This is a genomic window from Haloflavibacter putidus (genome assembly GCF_006546625.1).
In the GTDB taxonomy this organism is placed as follows: domain Bacteria; phylum Bacteroidota; class Bacteroidia; order Flavobacteriales; family Flavobacteriaceae; genus Mesonia; species Mesonia putida.
The window spans coordinates 1-21,648 of sequence record NZ_VIAR01000013.1 but is presented as its reverse complement, the minus strand read 5'-3'; the positions used below and the strand labels follow the sequence as shown (position 1 = coordinate 21,648).

The window sequence follows — 21,648 nt, the reverse complement described above, 5'->3', positions numbered from 1 at the left end:
CGGTTGGCGTTTTAATAACGCATTCTTAACATTTTATAAGTCCTGCTTATCTTCGGGTTTTCTATTGAGCAAATCCCAAAGTTCGTCTTTAAGCTCTTGTAAACCTTGTTGCGCTACAGAAGATATAAAGAGAAAAGGAATAGAACCAAAATCTTTTTGTAATTGCTGGTTGAGTTCGGTTTGAAGCTCACTATCTAACATATCGCTTTTAGAAATAGCCACCAAACGTTCTTTATCTAATAGTTCAGGATTATATCTTTTCAATTCGTCTACCAAAATATCGTATTGCTTTTTGATGTCATCTACATCGCAAGGTATCAAAAACAATAAGGTAGAATTGCGCTCAATATGGCGTAAAAAGCGATAGCCCAAGCCTTTTCCTTCGGCGGCACCTTCTATAATTCCCGGAATATCGGCTACTATAAAACTTCTGTGGTCGCGATATTCTACAATCCCTAAATTGGGCTTTAAAGTAGTAAACTCATAATTGGCAATCTTTGGTTTAGCAGCGGTAATAACCGAAAGTAAAGTAGATTTTCCTGCATTAGGAAAACCAACCAGCCCAACATCTGCCAGCACTTTTAACTCTAAGGTTATAGCTTTTTCTTCGCCTTCTAAACCGGGTTGTGCATAACGTGGCGTTTGATTGGTAGAAGATTTAAAATGCCAATTGCCTTGCCCGCCTTTGCCGCCTTCTGCAATAATTATCTCTTCGTCGTGCTCTGTTATTTCGTTTATTATGGTATTGGTTTCTGTATCGCGAATAACCGTACCAAGTGGCACTTCTACATAAGCATCTGTACCGGCAGCACCAGAACTGCGTTGCTTACTGCCATCTTTACCGTGTTCTGCGCGTATATGGCGTTTAAAATTAAATTCGTAAAGCGTCCATAAATTTTCGTTTCCTTTAATGATTACGTGGCCTCCTCTGCCGCCATCTCCCCCATCGGGACCGCCTTTTTCTACAAATTTTTCCCGGTGCAAATGCGCAGAACCTTTACCACCTTTACCCGATTTAACTTGTAGCTTTACATAATCTATAAAGTTTCCTTCTTTCATTTATTCTGCTTTAATTTTATCGATTACATTAGATAAACGCTCGGTTATTTCTTCTATACTACCTTCGCCGTCTACCCCGTAATATTTACCTTGTTTTTCGTAATAGTTTTTTAAAACCGCAGTTTCTTCGTGATATACATTTATTCTTTTTTGTATTACTTCTTCGTTGGCATCGTCTGCACGTCCAGATGTTTTTCCACGTTCTAAAAGGCGTTGTACCAAAACCTCATCTGAAACCTCTAAAGCAATCATGCCATCAATTTTTTCGTTTTTATTTTCTAAAAACTCATCTAAGGCTATGGCTTGTGTTTGCGTTCTAGGGAAACCGTCAAAAATAAAACCATTGGCCTCTTTTTGTCGGTTTACCTCATCTTTGAGCATTTCTACGGTAACTTTATCAGGTACTAATTGTCCTTTTTCAATATAAGCTTTTGCCTCTTTACCCAGCGGAGTATTATTTTTCATATTATAACGAAAAATATCTCCGGTAGAAAGATGTATTAGATTGTATTTATCTTTTAAAATATCTGCTTGTGTTCCTTTTCCGGCGCCCGGAGGGCCAAACAATACAATTTTAATCATTTTATTTTTGTTTTAATTGATAGACTTCTGGCAAATTTCGACCTAAACCATCATAATCTAAACCATAACCTACTATAAATTTGTTGGGTATTTCCATCCCTACATAATCTAGATTATGCTCTTTTTTATAAGCTTCGGGTTTGTAAAATAAAGTAGCTATTTTAAAACTGGCTACTTCTTTTTCTTCTAAAATTTTAATGATTTCTGAAAAAGTATTGCCGGTGTCTACAATATCTTCTATTATAATTACGTGTTTATCTTTTAGGTTTTCTACGCCAATTAGGTTTTTTAATTTTCCGGTAGACGAAGTGCCTTCATACGATTTTAGCTTGGTAAATTCTACCTCACAATCTCCTTTAAAGCGCTGGGTTAAAGCCGCTGTAAACGGATAAGCGCCATTTAAAACACTTAAAAAAACCGGACATTTACCTGAAAAGTCTTCGTTTATTTTTTGCGCAACCTCTTCTACAGCTGCTTCTATTTGCCGGTTAGAAATAAACGGCTCAAATTCTAAATCGTGTAGTTTAAGCATAAAAATTTGGGTGTTTTGCTTAACAAAATGCAAATATAAGGATTACATATTTAAAGCCTATTGTTTAGTAAAATCTATTGGAAAGATTTATTTTTGTTGCTTACCGCGTTAGGGATAGTAGCGGCATCCTTTTTTGGCAAAACTCTTGGGCTCTGCTTTACATTTTGCCAAAAAAGATATAGCGAATAGCCCGACCCTACCCAATTTTTATTGGGGAGGGAAACGCCCAAAACAAACTTATTTATGTACAATTATTTTTCATCCAATTTTACTTTAGGAATTTTAGGCGGCGGCCAGTTAGGCAAAATGTTGTTGTACGAAACCAGGAAATACGATATAAAAACCGCTGTGATGGATCCTAATCCGGAAGCACCGTGTAAAATTGCGTGCAATGCCTTTACGGAAGGAGACTTAATGAATTTTGAAAACGTGTTAGATTTTGGCAGAAAAGTAGATGTACTCACCTTTGAGATTGAAACCGTAAACGTAGAGGCCTTAGAGCAATTGGAAAAGGAAGGCAAAAAAGTATATCCTTCTGCGGCAACTTTACGGAAAATACAAGACAAAGGCGTACAAAAGAATTTTTATAAAGAACAAAATATTCCTACAGCAGATTTTAGGGTTTACCCCGAAAAAGACGATTTGACAGAAGCTTTGGTGCGTAAAGAATGGGAATATCCGTTTGTATGGAAAAGCACCACCGGCGGTTATGACGGCAAAGGTGTGAGCGTGATTAGAGAAGAAGAAGATTTGATACCAATGCCCGATGGCGCGTGTTTAGCCGAAAAAATGATTCGTTTTAAAAACGAATTGGCCGTGGTGGTTGCCCGAAGCGTTTCTGGAGAGGTAAAAACTTATCCGGTGGTAGAAATGGAATTTCACCCGGAGGCCAATCAGGTAGAATACGTTTTGTGCCCGGCAAGAATAGAACCCGAAATAGCTGAAAAAGCCCGCGCGGTTGCTAAAGAAGTTTCGGAGAGTTTTGAACATGTGGGCTTATTGGCGGTAGAACTTTTTTTGACACAAGAAAACGAAATCTTGGTAAATGAAGTAGCGCCAAGGCCACACAATAGCGGTCATTACAGCATTGAGGCAAGCTACACCAACCAGTTCGAGCAGCATTTACGTGCTATTTTAGATTTGCCATTAGGAAACACAGATAGCAAGGTTGCCGGCGTGATGGTTAACTTAGTTGGGCATCCAGATTACGAAGGACAAGTACGCTACAAAAACATTGAAAAAATAATGAAAATGGATGGGGTGAGTCCGCATATTTACGGTAAAAAACAAACCCGTCCTTTCCGAAAAATGGGCCACGTTACCATTGTAAACAAAGATTTGGACGAGGCCAGAAAAACAGCCGAAGCGGTGAAGAAAGAGATTGAGGTGGTGAGTAATTAGTATTGAGTATTGAATATTGAGTAGTTAGTAAACATTTAAATGATAGCGGGCGTTGAGTGAAATTCTAAAGAATTTTGTATCGAAACGAAAGCCGTGTTCAGTTGGCCGTTGGCAGAAATAAAAAAATAAAATAAGACATGAATAAAGTAGGAATTATTATGGGAAGCACTAGCGATCTTCCTGTTATGCAAGACGCGATAGAGGTTTTAAAAGACTTTGGCATTACGGTAGAAGTAGATATTGTTTCTGCTCACCGCACGCCCGACAAACTATTTGATTATGGCAAAAACGCCCATCAGCGCGGTTTAAAAGTAATTATTGCCGGAGCCGGTGGCGCCGCACATTTGCCGGGAATGATAGCTTCGCTTTCGCCATTACCGGTTATTGGCGTTCCGGTAAAATCGCGTAATTCTATAGATGGTTGGGACTCTGTTTTGTCTATTTTACAAATGCCGGGTGGCGTTCCGGTTGCTACGGTAGCTTTAGACGGCGCTAAAAATGCCGGTATTCTGGCTGCCCAAATTATCGGCGCTTCCGATAAAGCGGTACAAGATAAAATTATAGCCTATAAAGAAAGTTTAAAAGATAAGGTTATAAAAGGTGCGGAAGAGATGAAAAAGTAGTGATTTGTTTTTAAAATACCGATATTTTCCTAAAAAAAAAGGAACAGGTTTTAATAGAATAGACGCAGTTGCCTTTTAGAAATTGTAACAACTTTTCTTCTTTCTCGTCTTATAAGAAACCAACTACCATGAAAAAATTATTTTTCCTGCTATTTGCAGGCATTTTGCTATTTGGCGCTTCTTTTTCGCTTGCGGCGCAAAATTTTTCCGGCAGTATTTTTAGCAAATCGACGCAAGAACCTATTCCCTTTGCAGAAATTACGCTGGGTAAAAACTATGGGGTTATTAGCAATACCGAAGGTAAATTCAGCATCAACACAGAAAAAGCAACTCCAACAGACAGCCTGAAATTCTACTCACTTGGTTACGCTCCTAAAAAGATTGCGGTAAAAGATTTTAACGACCAAGATGCAATTTATCTGGAAGAAAAAATAGATGAGTTAGAAGATGTTTACTTGATAGATCGCAGTAAAATCATTCCCGAAGAGCTTATGGAGAAAGTTTTGGAAAATGCCGAAAACAATTACGCTTCCGCGGAAGCGAAAATGGCAGTTTTTGAACGCTATTCCGGCACCTACGAAATGAAAGATATGGAGGTAAACATAAAAAAAGCCGATTTTCTCAGTAAAAAACAACAAAATCGCTTTGTAGAAGTGGTAGACAGCATAGCCAATGCTTCCAAAGGAAAACCTTCTGAGCAGTATTCTGAAAGTTTCTATTACTTATATAAAGACAAGGACGCCAATTTTAAAACGCAATTACAAAAAGCCACCAAATTGGCCAACGAAGAAAAAAGCAAAGAATCCGGGAAGATTTTAGAAAAAACCCTCAACTCGCTTACCGCAAATTTAGACAGCGATAAAACCTTTAAAGTAAAAAGCGGACTTTTTAAATTACAAGATTCTTTAAAATTAAAAGAAGCCATAGAATTAAGCACCAGCGACTCTATTTTAAACGAAAACAAAGCCAAAAGTTTTGAATTTAAACAAAACCGCGAAACCTTTTTTACTATTACTGGTTTCGATTTTATCGAAAATTATAAACGCTACAAATTCACCTTAAAAGACGTAAGCGGTTATAAAGGCGAAATGGTTTACGTTTTAGGTTTTGAACCAGACCGCGGTAGCGCAAAATACCAAGGTACGCTATACATTAGCGCAGACACGCACGCGGTTATAAAAATGGATTATGCTTTATTAGAAGGAGAAAAAGCAGCCGGCATGAACATGAAGTTTCTGTTTGGTATAAACTATAAAAGAGATCAAGCCAAAGGTATTTTAATTTTTCAGAAGAATGAAGAGGGTAAGTATTTACCAAAATACATTAAAAAATCGGCACGGGATTATGTCTATTTAGACAGGAATATTTTATTTAAAGAAAATAAAGAAGTTGGTTGGTTTACCAGCAAACCAAAATTGAAATTCAATTTTCTAATCGAAAACCTCAACCATTCTACTTCAGAGTTTCTTTTTATAGACAATCAAGCCATTAGCCAGGCTGATTTTGAAGCCATAAAACCCGGCAAAGGCATTAAATTAGAAAAGATAAAAGCATACAATTCGCAAATCTGGAAAGCATACAACATCTTAGCACCAAGCAAAGAAATTGAAGAATTTGAGTATTAGTTTTCTTTTTTGAAATAAACTTAAATCAAAAACTGTTTCAAGCTTTAGAAAATCTCGACTGCGCTCGATTTGACACCTAGATAGATGTGATAATCAATTTTCATTGCAACTATTCAATTTGTATTCATTTTTAGTTTCTTAAGAAGTTTACTACCTCCCTCGGGGAAGGGCTGGGGATGGGAATCCAATGCTATTCATCCCATCCTATATCCTTCCCTGAGGGAAGGACTTTAAATTGCTTTTCAAATCAATACTGGAATTTATTTTAAAACTCGGCGTGAAAATTCAAATTCTTTTATCGGTTCTCCATTTAACCAATTAACCATTTTCTTTTTTTTCAAACACGCTCCCTTCCCTCAGGGAAGGGCTGGAGATGGGAATTCAATGCTATTCATCCCATCCTATATCCTTCCCTGAGGGAAGGACTTTAAATTGCTTTTCAAATCAATACTGAAATTTATTTTAAAACTCGGCGTGAAAATTCAAATTCTTTTATCGGGTTTCCATTTAACCAATTAACCATTTTCTTTTTTTTCGAACACGCTCCCTTCCCTCGGGGAAGGGCTGGGGATGGGATTAGTTCCCTAAACTTTTTTTTCAGTAAAAACCATTTTTTAACGGCATTTTAGCGTGCAAAAATGGCAAAGCCTAAAAAGCTTCGTAAATTTGTACTACCAATTTAATTGTGTAATGTCGTATAAAAAACGAACGAGTTTAAATGCGATATTACATTGTTACTTTGGTATTACCCAAAAAACACAAAAATATGAGCAATCAAAATCCGTTATTACAAGAGTTTGATACGGCACCTTTTTCTAAAATAGAAACCAAACATTATAAACCGGCAATACAAGAAGCTATTAACTTAGCTAAAGCCGAAATAGAACAAATTACCTCCAATCCAGAAAAACCAAGTTTTGAAAATACGATTGAAGCTTTAGAATTCTCGGGCGAAAAATTAGGTCGGGTTGCCGGTATTTTTTTTAATATAAATTCTGCCGAAACCAGTGAGGAAATCCAGAAAATTGCCCAAGAAGTTTCGCCTTGGTTAAGTGCTTTTAATAACGATTTGCTTTTAAACGAAGACTTATTTGCACGCGTAAAAGAAGTTTACGAGAAAAAAGATTCTTTAAACCTTACCGAGGAACAAAAAACTTTGCTCGATAAACACTATAAAGCATTTAGTAGAAACGGCGCTAATCTGCCGGACGATAAAAAAGAAGAACTACGTAAAATAGACCAAGAGCTCGCAAAATTATCGCTTACGTTTGGCGAAAACGTTTTGGCAGAAACCAATAATTTTGAGCTATTGGTAAGTGATAAGAACGATTTAAAAGGCTTGCCGGAAAGCGAGTTGGAAACCGCAGCAGAGCTGGCCAAAAGCAAAGAAAAAGAAGGCTATCTTTTTACCTTGCATTTTCCCAGCTATTTGCCATTTATGAAATATGTGCAAAATCGCAAACTCCGCAAAAAAATGGCAATTGCTTTTGGTGCCAAAGCTTTTCAAGACAATAAATACAACAACGAAGAAAACGTATTGCAAATTGCAAAATTACGTCATAAGCGTGCCAATTTACTTGGTTTTAAAACCCACGCCCATTTTGTTCTGGAAGAACGTATGGCAAAATCTCCAGAAAAAGTAAACCACTTTTTAGAAGATTTATTACAAAAAGCAAAACCCGCAGCAGAGAAAGAGTTTAAAGAATTGCAAGACTTTGCCAAAGAAGAAGACGGCATAGAAGAACTGCAAAAATGGGACAGCGCATTTTATTCCGAAAAGTTACGCCAAAAGCGTTTTCAGTTAGACGACGAGCAGCTAAAACCTTATTTTTCTTTAGAAAACGTAATTAAAGGTGTTTTTACCGTAGCCGAAAAGTTATACGATATCACTTTTAAGGAAGTAGAAAATATCGACAAATACCACGAAGAGGTAAAAACCTTTGAAATCTATAATCGGAAGAATGAATTTGTTGCTTTATTTTACGCAGATTTTCATCCGCGGGAAGGCAAACGCAACGGTGCTTGGATGACCATTTACAAAGACCAAAAAAAACAAAACGGAAAAGATGTTCGGCCGCATGTTTCTAACGTTTGCAACTTTACGAGACCTACCAAAAGCAAACCTTCTTTATTAACCTTTACGGAAGTTACCACGCTTTTTCACGAATTTGGCCACGCGCTTCACGGCATTTTAGCCAATTCTACTTACCCAAGTTTATCGGGACCTTCGGTGTATTGGGATTTTGTAGAATTACCAAGTCAGTTGCTAGAAAATTGGTGCTATGAAAAAGAAGCCTTAGAGCTTTTTGCCAAACATTACAAAACCGGCGAAATAATTCCGATGGAATTGATTGAAAAAATAAAAAAATCTGCCAATTTCTTAGAAGGTATACAAACCGTACGCCAGTTAAGTTTCGGCATGTTAGATATGGCGTGGCACGCAATAGACCCAACCGAAATTACAAACGTAAAAGCGCACGAATTAAAAGCTTTTGAAAACACAAAACTATATCCAGATATACCAGAAAATTGTATGAGTACTGCATTTTCGCACATATTTCAAGGCGGTTATTCTGCCGGTTATTACTCTTATAAGTGGGCAGAAGTTTTAGATGCAGATGCATATGCATACTTTAAGGAAAAAGGTATTTTTGCTAAAGAAATAGCTACAAAATTTAAAGAAAATATTTTATCAAAAGGTGGTAGCGAAAATCCGATGATTTTGTATAAACGCTTTCGCGGAAAAGAACCCAATCCGGATGCTTTATTAGAAAGAGCCGGCTTGTTAAAAAACTAATTGTTGAAATACAAAAAGAAACTTATAACCTATACCAACCTGCTAGATAAACCGGTAAAATTCAGGCCGTTTTTATTTAGCAGGATGTTTTTGTTATGGGCATTATTAGGCATTTTTGGAGGCGTTCTAACCGGAGTTTACTGGATAATTCTAGATTATATAATTTACAAAGTAGAATTTTTTCAAGGCTTGTTAGTAATTCCTATTATGGCTTCTGCCGGTTTTTTGGCCGGTTTGATTATTCATTTTATAGGCGATCCCGGCGAGATGGATTTGATTGTAAACAACATTCGTTTTAATAAAGGAAAGCTAAATCCTAAGAACAATCCGTCTATGATTTTGTCTTCGCTTTTATGCGTTGGTTCGGGCGGAAGTTTAGGACCAGAAGCCCCGTTGGTACAAGTTACCGGTTCTACCGGAACCTGGCTGGGGAAAATATTCCGTTTAAAAGGAGAAAAATTGCGTTCGCTGAGTATTGCCGGAATGGCTTCCGGTTTTACCGCATTATTTGGGGCTCCGCTGGGCGGTAGTTTGTTTTCTTTAGAGATTTTGCACCACAAACACACGGTAGAATATTATCGCGCCATAATTCCGGCCTTTGTGGCGAGCTCATTTAGCTTTTTGGTTTTTGCACTAATTGTACATTTAGGTTTAGGCCCGATGTAGAATTTACCAACTTACGAAATTAGCAGTACTTTTGATTTTGCTTATGCGGTACTTTTTGCAGCTATAGCAGCTATGGCCGGTTGGCTTTTTATTTTGGTAACAAAAACCTTAAAACAAGCTTTTGAAAAGCTAAAAACGCCTATTTATATCAATACCACTATTGGAGGAATTTTACTGGGCGTAATCTCTTATCATTACCCAATAACCCGTTTTTTTAGCCATTATGAAATCAATCATTTATTGTTGGGCGAATTTTCTATGCAACTTCTAATCTGGATTTGTGTTGCTAAAATTCTGGCTATTGCCATTACGGTGACTTCCGGTTGGCGCGGCGGATTTATTATTCCGTTATTTTTTGTAGGAACTGCTTTAGGCTTGTTTTTACAAAACTTTTTTCCGGGCGTAAATCCTTCTTTGATAATTGTTAGCTGTATGGCGGCAATTAATGCTTGTGTTACCAGAACGCCAATGAGCACCACTATTCTTTTAGGAACTTTAACCGGGTTCGAATATTTAATCCCGATATTTTTTGCCAGCTTGGTAGGCTATTTTTTAGCACCAAGAATTCCTTTTATTCGTAGTCAGTTAGAACCGTAAATAAGCTTTTTTAACGCACGGAAGTCTCAAAAATGTTAACTTAAGTTCAAACTAATCTTTTTATAAATGTAATAAGCCTCTTGCATTTTTAAGAAGTTTAGTTCATTTTCTTTGCTCGTCCAAAGAAAACCCTTCGGCTTAAGCTCAGGATAAACCAAGCCAAAAGAAAAGACACTTTTTCTTAGGTATTTTTTCGCTTTCAGCGAAAAACCACTAAGCTTTTTCTAAATTTTTTCCAAGGCTTCAAAAATATTCACGAAAAAGCTTAGCTATACTGAAGAAAAAGAAGAGAAAAAACATTGCTATATTAAGATCTACTGTTATTTTACTTTATTCGGATTGTCTTTTACAAAAGAAGCCCAACCCGAATAGTTTTTACCTGTTGTGATTTTGCCTTGATTGTAAAAATGGCAAACCGCTGCGGCCAAACCATCTGTAGAATCTAAATTTTTAGGCAAGCTTTTTAACTTCAAAGTGCTTTGCAACATTCTGGCAACTTGTTCTTTGCTAGCGTTACCATTGCCGGTAATGGCCATTTTTATTTTTTTTGGCGAATATTCGGTTACGGGAATTTCCCTGCTTAAACCGGCAGCCATTGCTACGCCTTGCGCCCTACCTAATTTTAACATAGATTGCACGTTTTTTCCAAAAAAAGGCGCTTCAATAGCAATTTCATCTGGATGGTAAGTGTCAATCAACTCAATTGTGCGCTCAAAAATCAGTTTTAATTTCACGTAATGATCGTTGTATTTTTTGAGCATAAGCTCGTTAAGCTGCATAAATTCCATTTTTTTGTTTACCACCTTAATCAAACCGTAACCCATAATGGTGGTTCCCGGATCTACACCCAATATGATTTTTTCTGTATTCAAATTAAATAGTTGTTTCTTTGCGTATGCGCAAACTTAGGCATAAATATCAGCAAATATTTTTTAAGGCTTTAAAATTAGCACTGCTAATTGGCATTTGCATTTATATTTATTTTAAATTGAATGCTGGGCTTGTGACACAAAACATAAACTTACATTCTATTTTAAGTTTTAAAATTGTTTTTATCTTACTTATTTTAAGCGGCATTAACTGGTTGTTGGAAGTTAAAAAATGGAAATTACTTATTTCCAGCTTTCAAAAAACAGCCTTTAAAACTGCTTTCAACCAAGTTTTTTCTGCCCACGCAATAAGTATTTTAACCCCTAACAGACTGGGAGAATATGGAGCAAAATCTTTATTCTTTCAAAAACCTTACTGGAAACGTATTGTTTTTTTAAACCTTCTGGGGAATTTTTCACAACTGCTATCCACGCTTTTATTTGGTTTAATTGGTGCATATTTCTTTTTTCACCAAGGTTTTTCGGCAACTTGGTTTAATTGGAAATATGCTTTGTTCCTATTTTTTTCTGTCTTTCTTGTCGGAATTATAACCTGGCAATTTTCTGTTTTCCAGAATTATTTCTTCCGTTTAAAAAAGGCTTTTTTACAAGTAAAGCCGGTTTTAAAGTTAAAAGTAATTGGTTTATCGGCAATGCGGTATTTGGTTTTTAGCCACCAGTTTTTCTTTTTATTGTATTTGTTAGAAAACGAAGAGCTTGCTTACTTCCCAATTTTAAGCGCAATATTCTTAGTTTATCTTATCGCTTCTTTTTTGCCCACAATATTTTTACTAGACGCAGTTGTAAAAGGTGGTGTGGGTATTTTTATATTTTCTTTTTACGGCATAGCCGAAGTAAATGTGGTTTTGGCAAGCCTAATTATGTGGTTGTTTAATTTTGGTTTGCCGGCAGTTTTAGGAAGCGTTTTTATAGCCAATTCTAAATTATACCAGTACAAATTATTTCAAAAATGATTTATGTTTCGATAATTTTAAGCCTTGTTTATGCCGCATTGATGCTTTGGTTACTTTACGGAATAAAAAAACTCCCAAAAACCAGTGACGAGTTTAAGTCGCCCGAAATAAGCTTTTCCATTTGCATTCCGTACAGAAATGAAGTCGAAAATTTGCCTGCTTTACTACAAAGTATAGCCAACCTAAACTATCCTAAAGACAGATTTGAAGTTCTTTTGGTAAATGATAATTCTGAAGATGCTTCCGAAAAAATTGCACAAGAATTCAAAGAAAAATACCAACTTAATAATTGCGTTTTATTACAAAGCAGCGCAGAAAAAAGCGGTAAAAAACAAGCCTTAAATTTAGGAATTACAAAGGCTAAACACAATTATATTCTTCAAACCGATGCAGATTGTATTTTACCGCAAAATTGGTTGCAATATTATAACAGCGGTTTTCTTAGAGAACCGGTAAAGTTACTTGCCGGTCCCGTAAAATATACAACGCCAAACTCTTTTTTTGAACACTTTCAACACTTGGATTTTTTAAGTTTACAAGCCGCAACTTTTGGTGGTTTTGGCAATAAAAAACCGTTTTTACTCAATGCTGCAAATATGGGGTTTGAGAAATCTGCTTTTGTACAAGTAAATGGGTACCAAGAAAATGAAAATATTGCCAGTGGTGACGACATATTTTTGTTAGAGAAAATGCAACAACACAAACAACCAATTGGTTATTTATTTAATATGAAAGCTGCTGTAAAAACACAAGCACCACAATCGTGGAAAGCATTGTTTTGGCAACGCGTTAGATGGGCTTCTAAAACTTCGGCTTATCAAAATTTTCTTCCTAAAAGTATAGGGATTCTAATTTTTGCCGTGCATCTATTTTTAGTTCTTAGTTTTTTTGGAGCTATCTTTTTTTTAACCCAACCAATAACTTTCTTCATCTTATTTTTTATAAAATTAAACTTAGATTTTATCGTACTTTATACCGCAGGTAAATTTTTTAAACAAGAAAATAGTTTACGTAAATTTATTGGCGTTGCTGCACTTCATCCGTTTTTTAATACGGCGGTTTCCGTAAAGGCATTATTTGGTGGCTACACTTGGAAAGAGAGAAACTTTAAAAAATAAACCCGAAAAATTGCTTGCTTATTCTCTAAGATTAATAAAATTGTTTAATTTTAACAATACTTTAAAAATGACTTCCTATCTATGAAAAAAGTTTTTAGCCTTTTGATTTGCATTTTAAGCTTACAATTTATCAACGCACAAGAAAACTATACGGTAAACGGTGAAACTTATACTTTGCATACCGAAGTTGACGGTAATTTAAGTTTATTATGGAATACCATCGATAAAGAATACCGTTATTTTACCAAGAAAAATGGCACTATAATGGAATTGAAAAACACTAAAAAAGATGGTGATTTTCAAAAAGAATACAAAAAAACTTTAGAAGCCTTAACCAAAGATGCCGCAATGGACCCGAAAAACGTTCGGTTTACTTTGGGTAGCTTAACTTCTTATATTCAATCGTATAATAGTATTACCGATCCCGATTTTGTGATTGTAGAGAACGAAAGCAGTATGCTTTCTACGCGTTTGGGTTTTTATGGCGGTATAACAAACTCTGTTTATACGCCTAATCCTACCAATGCTAAAAATCCGTTTATGGGGGCGGAACTCGAGATTTATGACGAAGAAAACTGGACGCGACACTCGGCAGCCATTACTACAGAGTATGTTTTTGAATCTGACGATTATGATTATTCTGCTTTTGAGGTTGGTTTAAATTATAGATTTCGATTAATAAACGGCAAAGATTTTCGCGCGTTTATAAACGCAAAGTTGGTGAGTTTTATTTATTCTGACTCAGAGCGTGTAATATTTAATGATGACGGCAGTGTTTTCTCTTCGGAAAGCAACACAGAAGCGTCTTTAGAATTTCCGGTAGGATTAGGTATAGGCTTAGCATACCGTATTACGCCAAACGGCTTTTTGACCTTGGGGTATAATGATATTGTTGCCCCTGGCATAAATAACAACGACGAGTTTCCTATAGATTTTAGCTTAGGTTATAAGTTTAGACTATAAATTATTCGGTTTCAAACCGAATGGGCAACCTGAAATTTGTAGCAACGGGAATTCCGCGTTTTTGTGCCGGATAGACTTTTGGTAAATCTTGTACAGCAACTTGCAACCAATCTTTTAAATTGGGCAGATTTTCTTGCAGCTTAGAAGATTGCTGTAAAGAGTCTAAATGGGTTTTACCCTCTTCTGTAATAGAAATAAACAACCAAGCTTTTTCTGTAATAGAATCTTTAAAATTGATTTCTTTTTGTTGCAGATTTTTATAAATTTCTTCTGTAATTACTTTAGCAAAACAACGCGCTACTTCTTCTTGACTGTTGTAATCCTGACAAACTACAAAGGTTGGGTAACGATCTACTTCTTTCCAATCTATTTGTTTTAATTCTTGGTCTACGAGTTCTTTAGACGATAGTTTTTGGGTTTCAAAATTTTTGCAACCCGCCAATGCCAATAAAAAGATAATTGCCCACATCTTACTCATAGCGTAAAAGTACGCAAATAGCACTAAAAAAGGAATAGCAATTCTTAAAATTGTTATTCTCACCAAGATAGAAAAAGCAGGTTTTTTTAAAAATTACCGCTCAAGGTTTAGCCATTGGTAATCCAACTGATAATGCTTTTATCTGTAGGCAAAGTAGCCGAAGGAACCACGCGTACCAACTCGCCTTTTTCGTTAATCAAATACTTTTGAAAATTCCATTTTACTTCAGAATCTTTAAAGCCGTTTTTTTCTTTTTGCGTTAAAAATGCATAAAGCGGATGCATATCTTCTCCCTTTACGGAAATTTTACTCATCATCGGGAAACTAACGCCGTAATTAGCTTCGCAAAACTTTGCTATTTCTTCGTCACTACCCGGTTCTTGCCGCCCAAAGTTATTGGCCGGAAATCCTATTATGGTAAAATCTTGACTTTTATATTTTTCATAAAGACGCTGCAAATCTGCGTATTGTGGCGTATATCCGCATTTGCTTGCCGTGTTTACCAGCATTACTTTTTTGCCCTTAAGTTCTTTTAAATCAAATTTTTCTCCGCTAATATCCTCTACCGTAAATTGATAAATATTGTGTTTATCTGAAGCACTTTTTTGGGCAAAAAGACTGAAATTTACTAACACCAAACTAAACAAAACCAAATTTCTCATATTGTTTATTTTTTTGGATAAAAATACAAACAAATCTATCAGGTTTAATGCGTTTAAAGCTTATTTAAGTTTTTATTATTACTTGTTGAAAGCTTTACTTGCCCTTACCTAGATGTTTTTCTTGCTTAATATCAGAAATTCTGCGTTTGGCTAAACTGGTATAATAAGTAGCTTTAGAATTTAATTCAAATTTATTAAGAAACAATTTGTAATACGAAAGTCTTGTGTCTAATTCTGCGTAATAATTATCTGCCGCTACGGCCAACTCAAACTGGCTACGTATTTTGTTAGGATTTTCTTCCAACGCAAGTTTAAAATAAGGCAAAGCTTTTTTATAGTCTTTTTGCAATTTGTAGGTAAGACCCAAAGATTGGTATAGCTCATCTAATTGCGGTTTAGACAAAAGAAGAGCCAATAACAAATGTTCTTCTGCTTTCTTAGGTTTTTCGTGTAGTAAATAAAGTTTACCTAAAGATGCGTGTGCAGAAGCTTTTTGCGGGTCTAACCGAATTGCTTTTTGATAAAAACCTATAGCTTTTTTTATTTGTGATTCTTGGTAACAAGCCGCTCCAAGTTTCTCATAAACCGTAGCAGATTTATACCCTAAATTAAGTACGTTTAAATAGCGCTTAACTGCTGTTTTATAGTGTTTTTGCGTATAAGCATTTTGTGCAGATAAAAGATTTATTTTTAAATTAAGGTTATTTTTCTGTAAGACCTTTTGAGTAAGTTTTTCGGTTTTACTGAAATTTTTCTTGGTGTAAAAATGTTTTGCTAAATAATATAAGGCATTTTGGTGAAACGAATCTAATTGGATCGTTTTCTGGAAATAATGCACAGCTGTTGTATCTTTTAACCGCTGTTTTACTATTCCCATTTGGTAATGAAAATCAGGGTTTTTAGGATGCTTCTGAATTAATTCCGTGTAAACGCTATCTGCTTTTTTATACTGATAGGTTTGGCGTAACAATTTTCCGTAGTTCGCTTTTGCAATTAACAAATTTGGTTCTTGCGCAATGGCTTTTTTGTAGGCCGACAAAGCTTGAGTTAAATTGCCCCGAGTCTTTTCCGCGGAAGCGATTTTTTGATAAACCGTAGCAGAAATAGTAGCTTGATTTTTATAAAGTTGAATGGCTTTTTGATAGTTGCCAATCGCGAATAAGCTATCTGCCAAAACCAAGGTCGAAGTTTGCGCTTCGACCCGGGGAATTATTATAAATAAGAAAAGTAAATATGTTATGCGCACTTTTTAGTTAATTTTAAATACAATTGGTAACGAGTAAAGCACGTTTACCGGTTTGCCATTTTGCATACCCGGTTGCATTTTTGGTAAACTTTTTACCACTCTAACTGCTTCTTCTTGTAAATCTGGATGTGGTGCGCGTGCTTGTACGTCTTTAATTATGCCATCTTTTGCAATGGTAAAACGCACATAAACTCGGTTTACACCTTCTAAATCTAATTCTTTACCCAAGTTGGTATTAAAATTAGCATTTACAAATTCTGAAATTTTGTTGCTGGTACATTTTCTAAGACTTTCGTTATCTTGATTTTGGTCGCAACCTTGATAAGCCGGCACCACGTCTATTGAGGAATAAGGAACTCCACTCTCTGTCGGATTGGGCGGCGTGTTAGGAGATGGCGGCGTTGGCGGTAAGGGTGGCACACCTAACTTATTCGCGTTTACCGTAATAGGTTTTTGGTTTTTGCCGTCGTCTAAGACAATTATTAACTTGATGTTGGTATCTACCGCTTCTTGCACTTTATCTGCCATTGTAGCAGATTCTTCTTGGGTTAGGTTATCTATATCTCCCACCTGCATTTTAAATATCATGTCGCCATTTACCACATTTTCCTCTGTTTTCATTGGTTCTTTTGTAGCAGCCGTTTCTTGTGTACATGAAACATATGTAAGCATAATTGCCAATACCGGCAAAAGCATTAGGTATTTGAGCAATGCTGTTTTTTGAGATTTTGTTTTGTGTAACATAATTATACGTTTTTTAATTAATGAATGGTTGAAAAATTGATTGGTAAAGGATATTCCTTTTACTTGAAAAAATCCGTTAAGAATGTTCTCTGTGTAGTTTATTTTATTGTGTTCTTGCACCACCAAAGCATCGGCAGTATATTCGTGTACTAACCGGAGTTGATTTTGAAGGCTGTAAACTACCGGATGAAACCAACAGATTACTTTTAAAATTTCGTAATAAAGTAAATCGAAACTGTGTTTGTGGCGTTTGTGCACCAGTTCGTGTTGCAAAATTTTACTTTGCTTAGCGCCTTCTAAACTATCGCCAATAAAAACACTATTAAAAAAAGTAAAAGCCGCATCGCTATTGGTTAATTGGTAAATTTTGTGTCTGCCAACTTTTATCACTTTAGCCGAAGTTTTTAATTTTCTAAAGCGTATTATTTTCCGCGTAAGCTTAAAAAACATAAATAAAAAGCCTACAAGATAGAATAAGAGAACGGCGTTTATATAAGAAAAGGTGTTGCTACTCTCTGCATTAATTACGGTTTCGGGCGTTGTTGCAATAGTATTATTTGTCAAAAATATAGGCGTTTGCATATACCAATTTGCGCTGTTGTTAGGCATAAAATCTAAAGAAGGAATTACCACAAAAGGCAAAAGCGCAGCGATTATTGGTGCCAATATAAGATACACCCTATTGTGGTTAAAAAAGGTTTCTTTACGGAAAAATGCCATGTATAAGACCCAAAAAAGGGCTAAAAACAGACTAAAATTAAGTAGATAGGTTGCCATTATTTTTTCTTTTTATTTATTTCCGAAAGAATATCTTCCAACTCCTTTACGCTCATATCGTTTTTATCTACAAAAAAGGAAAGCATGGTTTTCATAGAGCCGTCAAAATAATTGTTCATTAGCTTGCTTAATGAAAATTTACTGTAGTTATCTTTTTCTATCAACGGATAGTATTCGTGCCCTCTCCCAACCTTTTTGTAGCCTACAAAACCTTTGGTCTCCAAAATTCGCACAATAGTAGAAACGGTATTATAAGCCGGTTTAGGCTCGTTCATTTCTTCTAAAAGAGCAGCAACATTAGCTTGTTCTAACTTCCATAGAAGTTGCATAATTTCTTCTTCTGCTTTGGTTAATTCTTTCATTATACTTTGTTTTTTATTTGCTTTACCAAAACAAATATAACTATTTATTTAGTTTAAACTAATATTTTAGGTGTTAATTTTGTTTTAGAAAATAATGTACATTTAAAATCTGAAAACTATTTCTATGGATATTTTATTACTCTTGCTTGGTTTTATACTATGCTTAGTTGGTATTGTAGGCAGTCTTTTACCGGTTTTGCCCGGCCCGCCAATTAGCTGGGTTGGGTTGTTGCTTTTATATTCAACCAGTATTGTGCCCACCAATTATTGGATTTTGGTCAGTACACTGGCTGTAGCAATAATTATTTCGGTTTTAGATTATGTTATTCCCGCCGCGGGAACCAAACGTTATGGCGGCAGTAAAGCCGGAGCAATTGGCACTACTGTTGGTCTAATTGCCGGTATAATTGCACCCATTCCCTTAGGGTTTTTAATCGGTCCTTTTCTTGGCGCTTTTATAGGCGAGTTTTTCTTTAAAAATTCTACTTCTGGCAAGGCATTAAAAGCCGCTTACGGCTCCTTTTTAGGTTTTCTGGCTTCTACTTTTATGAAATTTATTATTGCTTGCGTGTTTTTAGGTTTATATATTTATGTATTTTGGGGCTTTAAAGATTCATTTTTTTAAACATCGTCCTTATGCAATTAGAAGAAATAGCAAATTTGCTTCACAACGCAACAATTACCAATAAACCTTGCCAACCCATTCGTTCTTTTTTAGCGGAAAAAGATTTGACTGCCGCTTATAAAATTCAAACCATAAATATTGAAAAAGCTAAAGCGGAAGAAAAAAAAGAAATTGGAAAGAAAATTGGTCTTACTAATAAAAAAGTACAAGAGCAACTGGGAGTAGATCAACCCGATTTTGGTATTTTATTAGACAGTATGCAAATAGAACCGGATGGCGTTATAATGCATTCTAAATTTTTGCAACCAAAAGTAGAGGCCGAAATTGCGTTTGTACTGAAAGAAGATATTACCACTCCTCCCACAATAGAAAGTCTTAAACAAGCCATAGATTACGCTTTAATTGCCATAGAAATTGTTGGTAGCCGCATAAAAGATTGGGACATAAAAATAACCGATACCATTGCAGATAACGCTTCTTCCAGTCATTTTGTTGTCGGTAAAAAACCAATAGAACTGGATAAAGTAGATTTAGAAAATTGCAAAATGCAATTGTATATAAATGACCAATTAGTTTCTGATGGCAGTGGAGCAAGTTGCTTGGGCAATCCGCTTAATGCGGTGCAATGGCTCGCTACAAAAATGATAGAAATTGGAAATCCGTTAAAAAAAGGCGAGATTATTTTATCTGGAGCTTTAGGTCCAATGGTAGTTTTGCAAAAAGGCGATGTAGTAAAAGCGCATATAGAGGGCTTGGGAGAACTAGCATTTAGAACTATATAAATACTGCTTTTTATAATTGCAATTTACACCAGAGAAAGGTAATTCAAATGAGTCTATTCAATTAAAATTACTTGTTTTACACCTTTTTCCTAATCTCTATTTTCGAGATTATACTTATTACTTCTTTGACTCTCTGACTTTTTGACTTTTAACCACAACTAAAACCATTGCACTTTTTCATCTATAGGTATACGTTTATCTTCAGGTAGGCTTTCGTCAAAATACCCCATATAGAAAAAACCTAAACAGTGTTCGCCTTCTTCAAAATCAAAAAATTCTGGCGTAAATTCTTTTAATGCCGGAGAACTCCAATAAGCACCAATACCTAAATCTGTAGCAAGTAACCACATATTTTGCACGGCCATAGCAGTAGAAGCAATTTCTTCCCATTCGGGTATCCTCTCTTTTGGATCACGCTGAAAACTAATAACGATAACACAAGCAGATTGTTCAAATTTTTTAAGAATTTTCTTTTCCTTAAAGGCAGAATATTTTTTGGTAGTTGCTTTATATTTTGCCGCCAAAAATTCACCAAACTCCAATAAAGCTTCTTCTTGTAAGACTTTAAAACGCCAAGGCTCTGTTTTTTTATGGGTTGGGGCCCAATTGGCTGCTGTTACAATTTGCTGTATAACATCTTTACTAATTGGTTTATTATTGTATTGAGCAGGAAAAACCGACCGTCTTTTTTTTATAAGTTCATTTATTTTCATATTACTTAAATACAGATTTAACAACCTTTTCTATTCTACTTCTGTCGGTGTTTGTAAGGTTAGAGCCCGAAGGTAAGCATAAACCTTTAGCAAACAAATTTTCGGCCACAGCCTCGCCATAATAAAGAGCATCTTTGTAAACCGGCTGCAAATGCATTGGTTTCCACAATGGTCTGCTTTCTATATTTTCTTTTTCAAAAGCCAACCGTAAATCTTCTCTGCTAATGCCATTGGTTTTTTTAGGATCTATTAAGATAGCAGATAGCCAATGATTGCTGTAGTACTTTTCATTGGGTTCAGAAAACACAGTAACTCCATCAATTTCTTTAAATAACTCTTGGTAAAAAGCATGCATTTTTCGGCGTAAAGCCACGTGTTGCGCCAATACCTGCATTTGTCCTACGCCAATACCCGCAGAAACATTACTCAACCGGTAATTGTACCCAATTTTACTATGCTGGTAATGCGGAGCTTGATCCCGGGCTTGGGTGGCATAAAAAATCGCTTCTTTTTTTTGTTCTTGACTACGGCAAACCAAAGCGCCGCCGCCTCCAGTGGTTATAATTTTATTGCCGTTAAAAGAAAGTACCGCATAATCTCCAAAGGTTCCGCATTTTCTCCTGGCATAGGAAGAACCTAAGGCCTCTGCAGCATCTTCTACTACCGGAATTTCATATTCCCTGGCAAGTTGGTGTATTTTATCTACTTGGTAAGGCATTCCGTATAAATGTACGGTCAATATGGCTTTGGGTTTTTTCCCTGCATTTATGCGGTCTTTAATTGCTTTCTCTAAGGTTAACGGACATAAATTCCAGGTTTTTTCTTCAGAATCTATAAAAACCGGTTTTGCGCCCAAATAGGTAATAGGATTTGCCGAAGCCGCAAAAGTAAAACTCTGGCAAAGCACTTCATCACCGCCAGTAACCCCCAAACGGAGTAATGCCAAATGTATAGCGGCAGTTCCGCTGCTTAGAACAGCTACTTGGCTTTGTCCCTGCAAAAAGTTTTCTAATTCGCCTTCAAAAGCCTCTACATTTGGTCCTAATGGGGCAATCCAATTTTCTTCAAAAGCCTTATCTACATATTTTTTTTCTTCTCCACCCATATGCGGCGAAGAGAGCCAAATTTTATCTTTCCCCATACATTTGTTTTTAAGCGTAAAACTATAGAATATATTTCAAAATTACGGTTTTCCAAAATAATTATTAGGGCGTTCCCCCCAATAAAAATTGAGGGTCAGGCTATGCGCTTTTACGCTTCAACAAGCCCAAAAAGGCTTGTTTGCAGGGTAACCGCTACTATCCTTAACGCAATTTCAGCTTTAAGCTATATGCTTTAGGCATTATGTTAATTCTTTTTGGGTTTTATAGCGTACAGCTTACCGCTTATAGTAGTCTATAATTCTTGATAACGGAATGAGAGTTTGTATTTTATCAGCTTTTAAGACACGTGC

20 protein-coding genes and 1 pseudogene are annotated in these 21,648 nt (G+C 35.9%); 10 read left to right on the top strand and 11 right to left on the bottom strand.

What is annotated here, in order from left to right; translation table 11 throughout:
* Positions 1-33 precede the first annotated feature (33 nt).
* Genes obgE through hpt form a run of 3 tightly spaced genes read right to left on the bottom strand, consistent with a single transcriptional unit; the run spans position 34 to position 2,173 of the window.
* Positions 34-1,059 carry a GTPase ObgE gene (gene obgE, locus FKR84_RS11490; protein ID WP_141422461.1) on the bottom strand — a complete coding sequence of 342 codons (1,026 nt, stop codon included), beginning with the start codon at positions 1,057-1,059 and terminating at the stop codon, positions 34-36.
* Positions 1,060-1,641: an adenylate kinase gene (locus FKR84_RS11485; protein WP_141422460.1), complete on the bottom strand. Its 582-nt coding sequence runs from the start codon at positions 1,639-1,641 to the stop codon at positions 1,060-1,062.
* A 1-nt stretch (position 1,642) separates the two neighbouring features.
* The gene (hpt, locus tag FKR84_RS11480) at positions 1,643-2,173 is read right to left on the bottom strand and encodes a hypoxanthine phosphoribosyltransferase (protein WP_141422459.1); all 531 of its coding nucleotides are present in this window, start codon (positions 2,171-2,173) and stop codon (positions 1,643-1,645) included.
* A 243-nt stretch (positions 2,174-2,416) separates the two neighbouring features.
* On the opposite strand from hpt, the gene FKR84_RS11475 reads away from it, so the two are divergent.
* The 5 genes and pseudogenes from FKR84_RS11475 (at position 2,417) to FKR84_RS11455 (ending at position 9,882) form a co-directional block, all read left to right on the top strand.
* Positions 2,417-3,574, top strand: a complete 1,158-nt coding sequence (locus FKR84_RS11475; RefSeq protein WP_141422458.1) for a 5-(carboxyamino)imidazole ribonucleotide synthase — start codon at positions 2,417-2,419, stop codon at positions 3,572-3,574.
* A gap of 137 nt (positions 3,575-3,711) precedes the next feature.
* Positions 3,712-4,197 carry a 5-(carboxyamino)imidazole ribonucleotide mutase gene (gene purE, locus FKR84_RS11470; RefSeq protein WP_141422457.1) on the top strand — a complete coding sequence of 162 codons (486 nt, stop codon included), beginning with the start codon at positions 3,712-3,714 and terminating at the stop codon, positions 4,195-4,197.
* Between the two features lie 128 nt (positions 4,198-4,325).
* On the top strand, positions 4,326-5,822 hold the full coding sequence (locus tag FKR84_RS11465) for a carboxypeptidase-like regulatory domain-containing protein (protein ID WP_141422456.1): 1,497 nt from the start codon (positions 4,326-4,328) through the stop codon (positions 5,820-5,822).
* A 766-nt stretch (positions 5,823-6,588) separates the two neighbouring features.
* The gene (locus FKR84_RS11460; protein WP_141422536.1) at positions 6,589-8,619 is read left to right on the top strand and encodes a M3 family metallopeptidase; all 2,031 of its coding nucleotides are present in this window, start codon (positions 6,589-6,591) and stop codon (positions 8,617-8,619) included.
* 90 nt (positions 8,620-8,709) lie between these two features.
* Positions 8,710-9,882: pseudogene (locus FKR84_RS11455) on the top strand (chloride channel protein).
* 320 nt (positions 9,883-10,202) lie between these two features.
* Here FKR84_RS11455 and ruvC read toward each other — a convergent pair.
* Positions 10,203-10,754, bottom strand: a complete 552-nt coding sequence (gene ruvC / locus FKR84_RS11450; protein WP_141422455.1) for a crossover junction endodeoxyribonuclease RuvC — start codon at positions 10,752-10,754, stop codon at positions 10,203-10,205.
* Positions 10,755-10,885: 131 nt separating this feature from the next.
* On the opposite strand from ruvC, the gene FKR84_RS11445 reads away from it, so the two are divergent.
* The 3 genes from FKR84_RS11445 (at position 10,886) to FKR84_RS11435 (ending at position 13,806) form a co-directional block, all read left to right on the top strand.
* On the top strand, positions 10,886-11,725 hold the full coding sequence (locus FKR84_RS11445; protein ID WP_141422454.1) for a hypothetical protein: 840 nt from the start codon (positions 10,886-10,888) through the stop codon (positions 11,723-11,725).
* Positions 11,722-12,843 carry a glycosyltransferase gene (locus FKR84_RS11440; protein ID WP_141422453.1) on the top strand — a complete coding sequence of 374 codons (1,122 nt, stop codon included), beginning with the start codon at positions 11,722-11,724 and terminating at the stop codon, positions 12,841-12,843. The genes FKR84_RS11445 and FKR84_RS11440 overlap by 4 nt, the downstream gene beginning before the upstream one ends.
* A gap of 81 nt (positions 12,844-12,924) precedes the next feature.
* Entirely contained in the window at positions 12,925-13,806 is an 882-nt protein-coding gene (locus tag FKR84_RS11435) for a porin family protein (RefSeq protein WP_141422452.1), read from the top strand.
* Position 13,807: 1 nt separating this feature from the next.
* On the opposite strand, the gene FKR84_RS11430 is transcribed toward FKR84_RS11435, so the two are convergent.
* From FKR84_RS11430 to FKR84_RS11410, 5 genes are all read right to left on the bottom strand, one after another.
* Complete coding sequence (locus FKR84_RS11430; protein WP_141422451.1) at positions 13,808-14,284, bottom strand: hypothetical protein; 477 nt, start codon at positions 14,282-14,284, stop codon at positions 13,808-13,810.
* A gap of 107 nt (positions 14,285-14,391) precedes the next feature.
* Positions 14,392-14,946, bottom strand: a complete 555-nt coding sequence (locus FKR84_RS11425) for a glutathione peroxidase (RefSeq protein ID WP_141422450.1) — start codon at positions 14,944-14,946, stop codon at positions 14,392-14,394.
* 94 nt (positions 14,947-15,040) lie between these two features.
* Entirely contained in the window at positions 15,041-16,192 is a 1,152-nt protein-coding gene (locus FKR84_RS11420) for a tetratricopeptide repeat protein (RefSeq protein WP_141422449.1), read from the bottom strand.
* 3 nt (positions 16,193-16,195) lie between these two features.
* Positions 16,196-17,713: a M56 family metallopeptidase gene (locus FKR84_RS11415; RefSeq protein WP_141422448.1), complete on the bottom strand. Its 1,518-nt coding sequence runs from the start codon at positions 17,711-17,713 to the stop codon at positions 16,196-16,198.
* Complete coding sequence (locus FKR84_RS11410) at positions 17,713-18,075, bottom strand: BlaI/MecI/CopY family transcriptional regulator (protein WP_141422447.1); 363 nt, start codon at positions 18,073-18,075, stop codon at positions 17,713-17,715. Before FKR84_RS11410 ends, FKR84_RS11415 begins: the two co-directional genes overlap by 1 nt.
* 124 nt (positions 18,076-18,199) lie before the next feature.
* On the opposite strand from FKR84_RS11410, the gene FKR84_RS11405 reads away from it, so the two are divergent.
* Both FKR84_RS11405 and FKR84_RS11400 read left to right on the top strand, forming a co-directional pair.
* Positions 18,200-18,700 carry a DUF456 domain-containing protein gene (locus FKR84_RS11405; protein ID WP_141422446.1) on the top strand — a complete coding sequence of 167 codons (501 nt, stop codon included), beginning with the start codon at positions 18,200-18,202 and terminating at the stop codon, positions 18,698-18,700.
* 11 nt (positions 18,701-18,711) lie between these two features.
* A complete protein-coding gene (locus FKR84_RS11400; protein ID WP_141422445.1) occupies positions 18,712-19,482 on the top strand; it encodes a 2-keto-4-pentenoate hydratase in 771 nt (256 codons plus the stop codon).
* Positions 19,483-19,640: 158 nt separating this feature from the next.
* Here the strand turns inward: FKR84_RS11400 and FKR84_RS11395 are convergent, their stop codons facing one another.
* Together FKR84_RS11395 and FKR84_RS11390 are read right to left on the bottom strand one after the other, a co-directional pair.
* Positions 19,641-20,195, bottom strand: coding sequence for a nitroreductase family protein (locus FKR84_RS11395; protein ID WP_141422444.1), 555 nt, complete (start codon positions 20,193-20,195; stop codon positions 19,641-19,643).
* Position 20,196: 1 nt separating this feature from the next.
* Positions 20,197-21,336 carry a DegT/DnrJ/EryC1/StrS family aminotransferase gene (locus FKR84_RS11390; protein WP_141422443.1) on the bottom strand — a complete coding sequence of 380 codons (1,140 nt, stop codon included), beginning with the start codon at positions 21,334-21,336 and terminating at the stop codon, positions 20,197-20,199.
* Between the last annotated feature and the right edge of the window lie 312 nt (positions 21,337-21,648).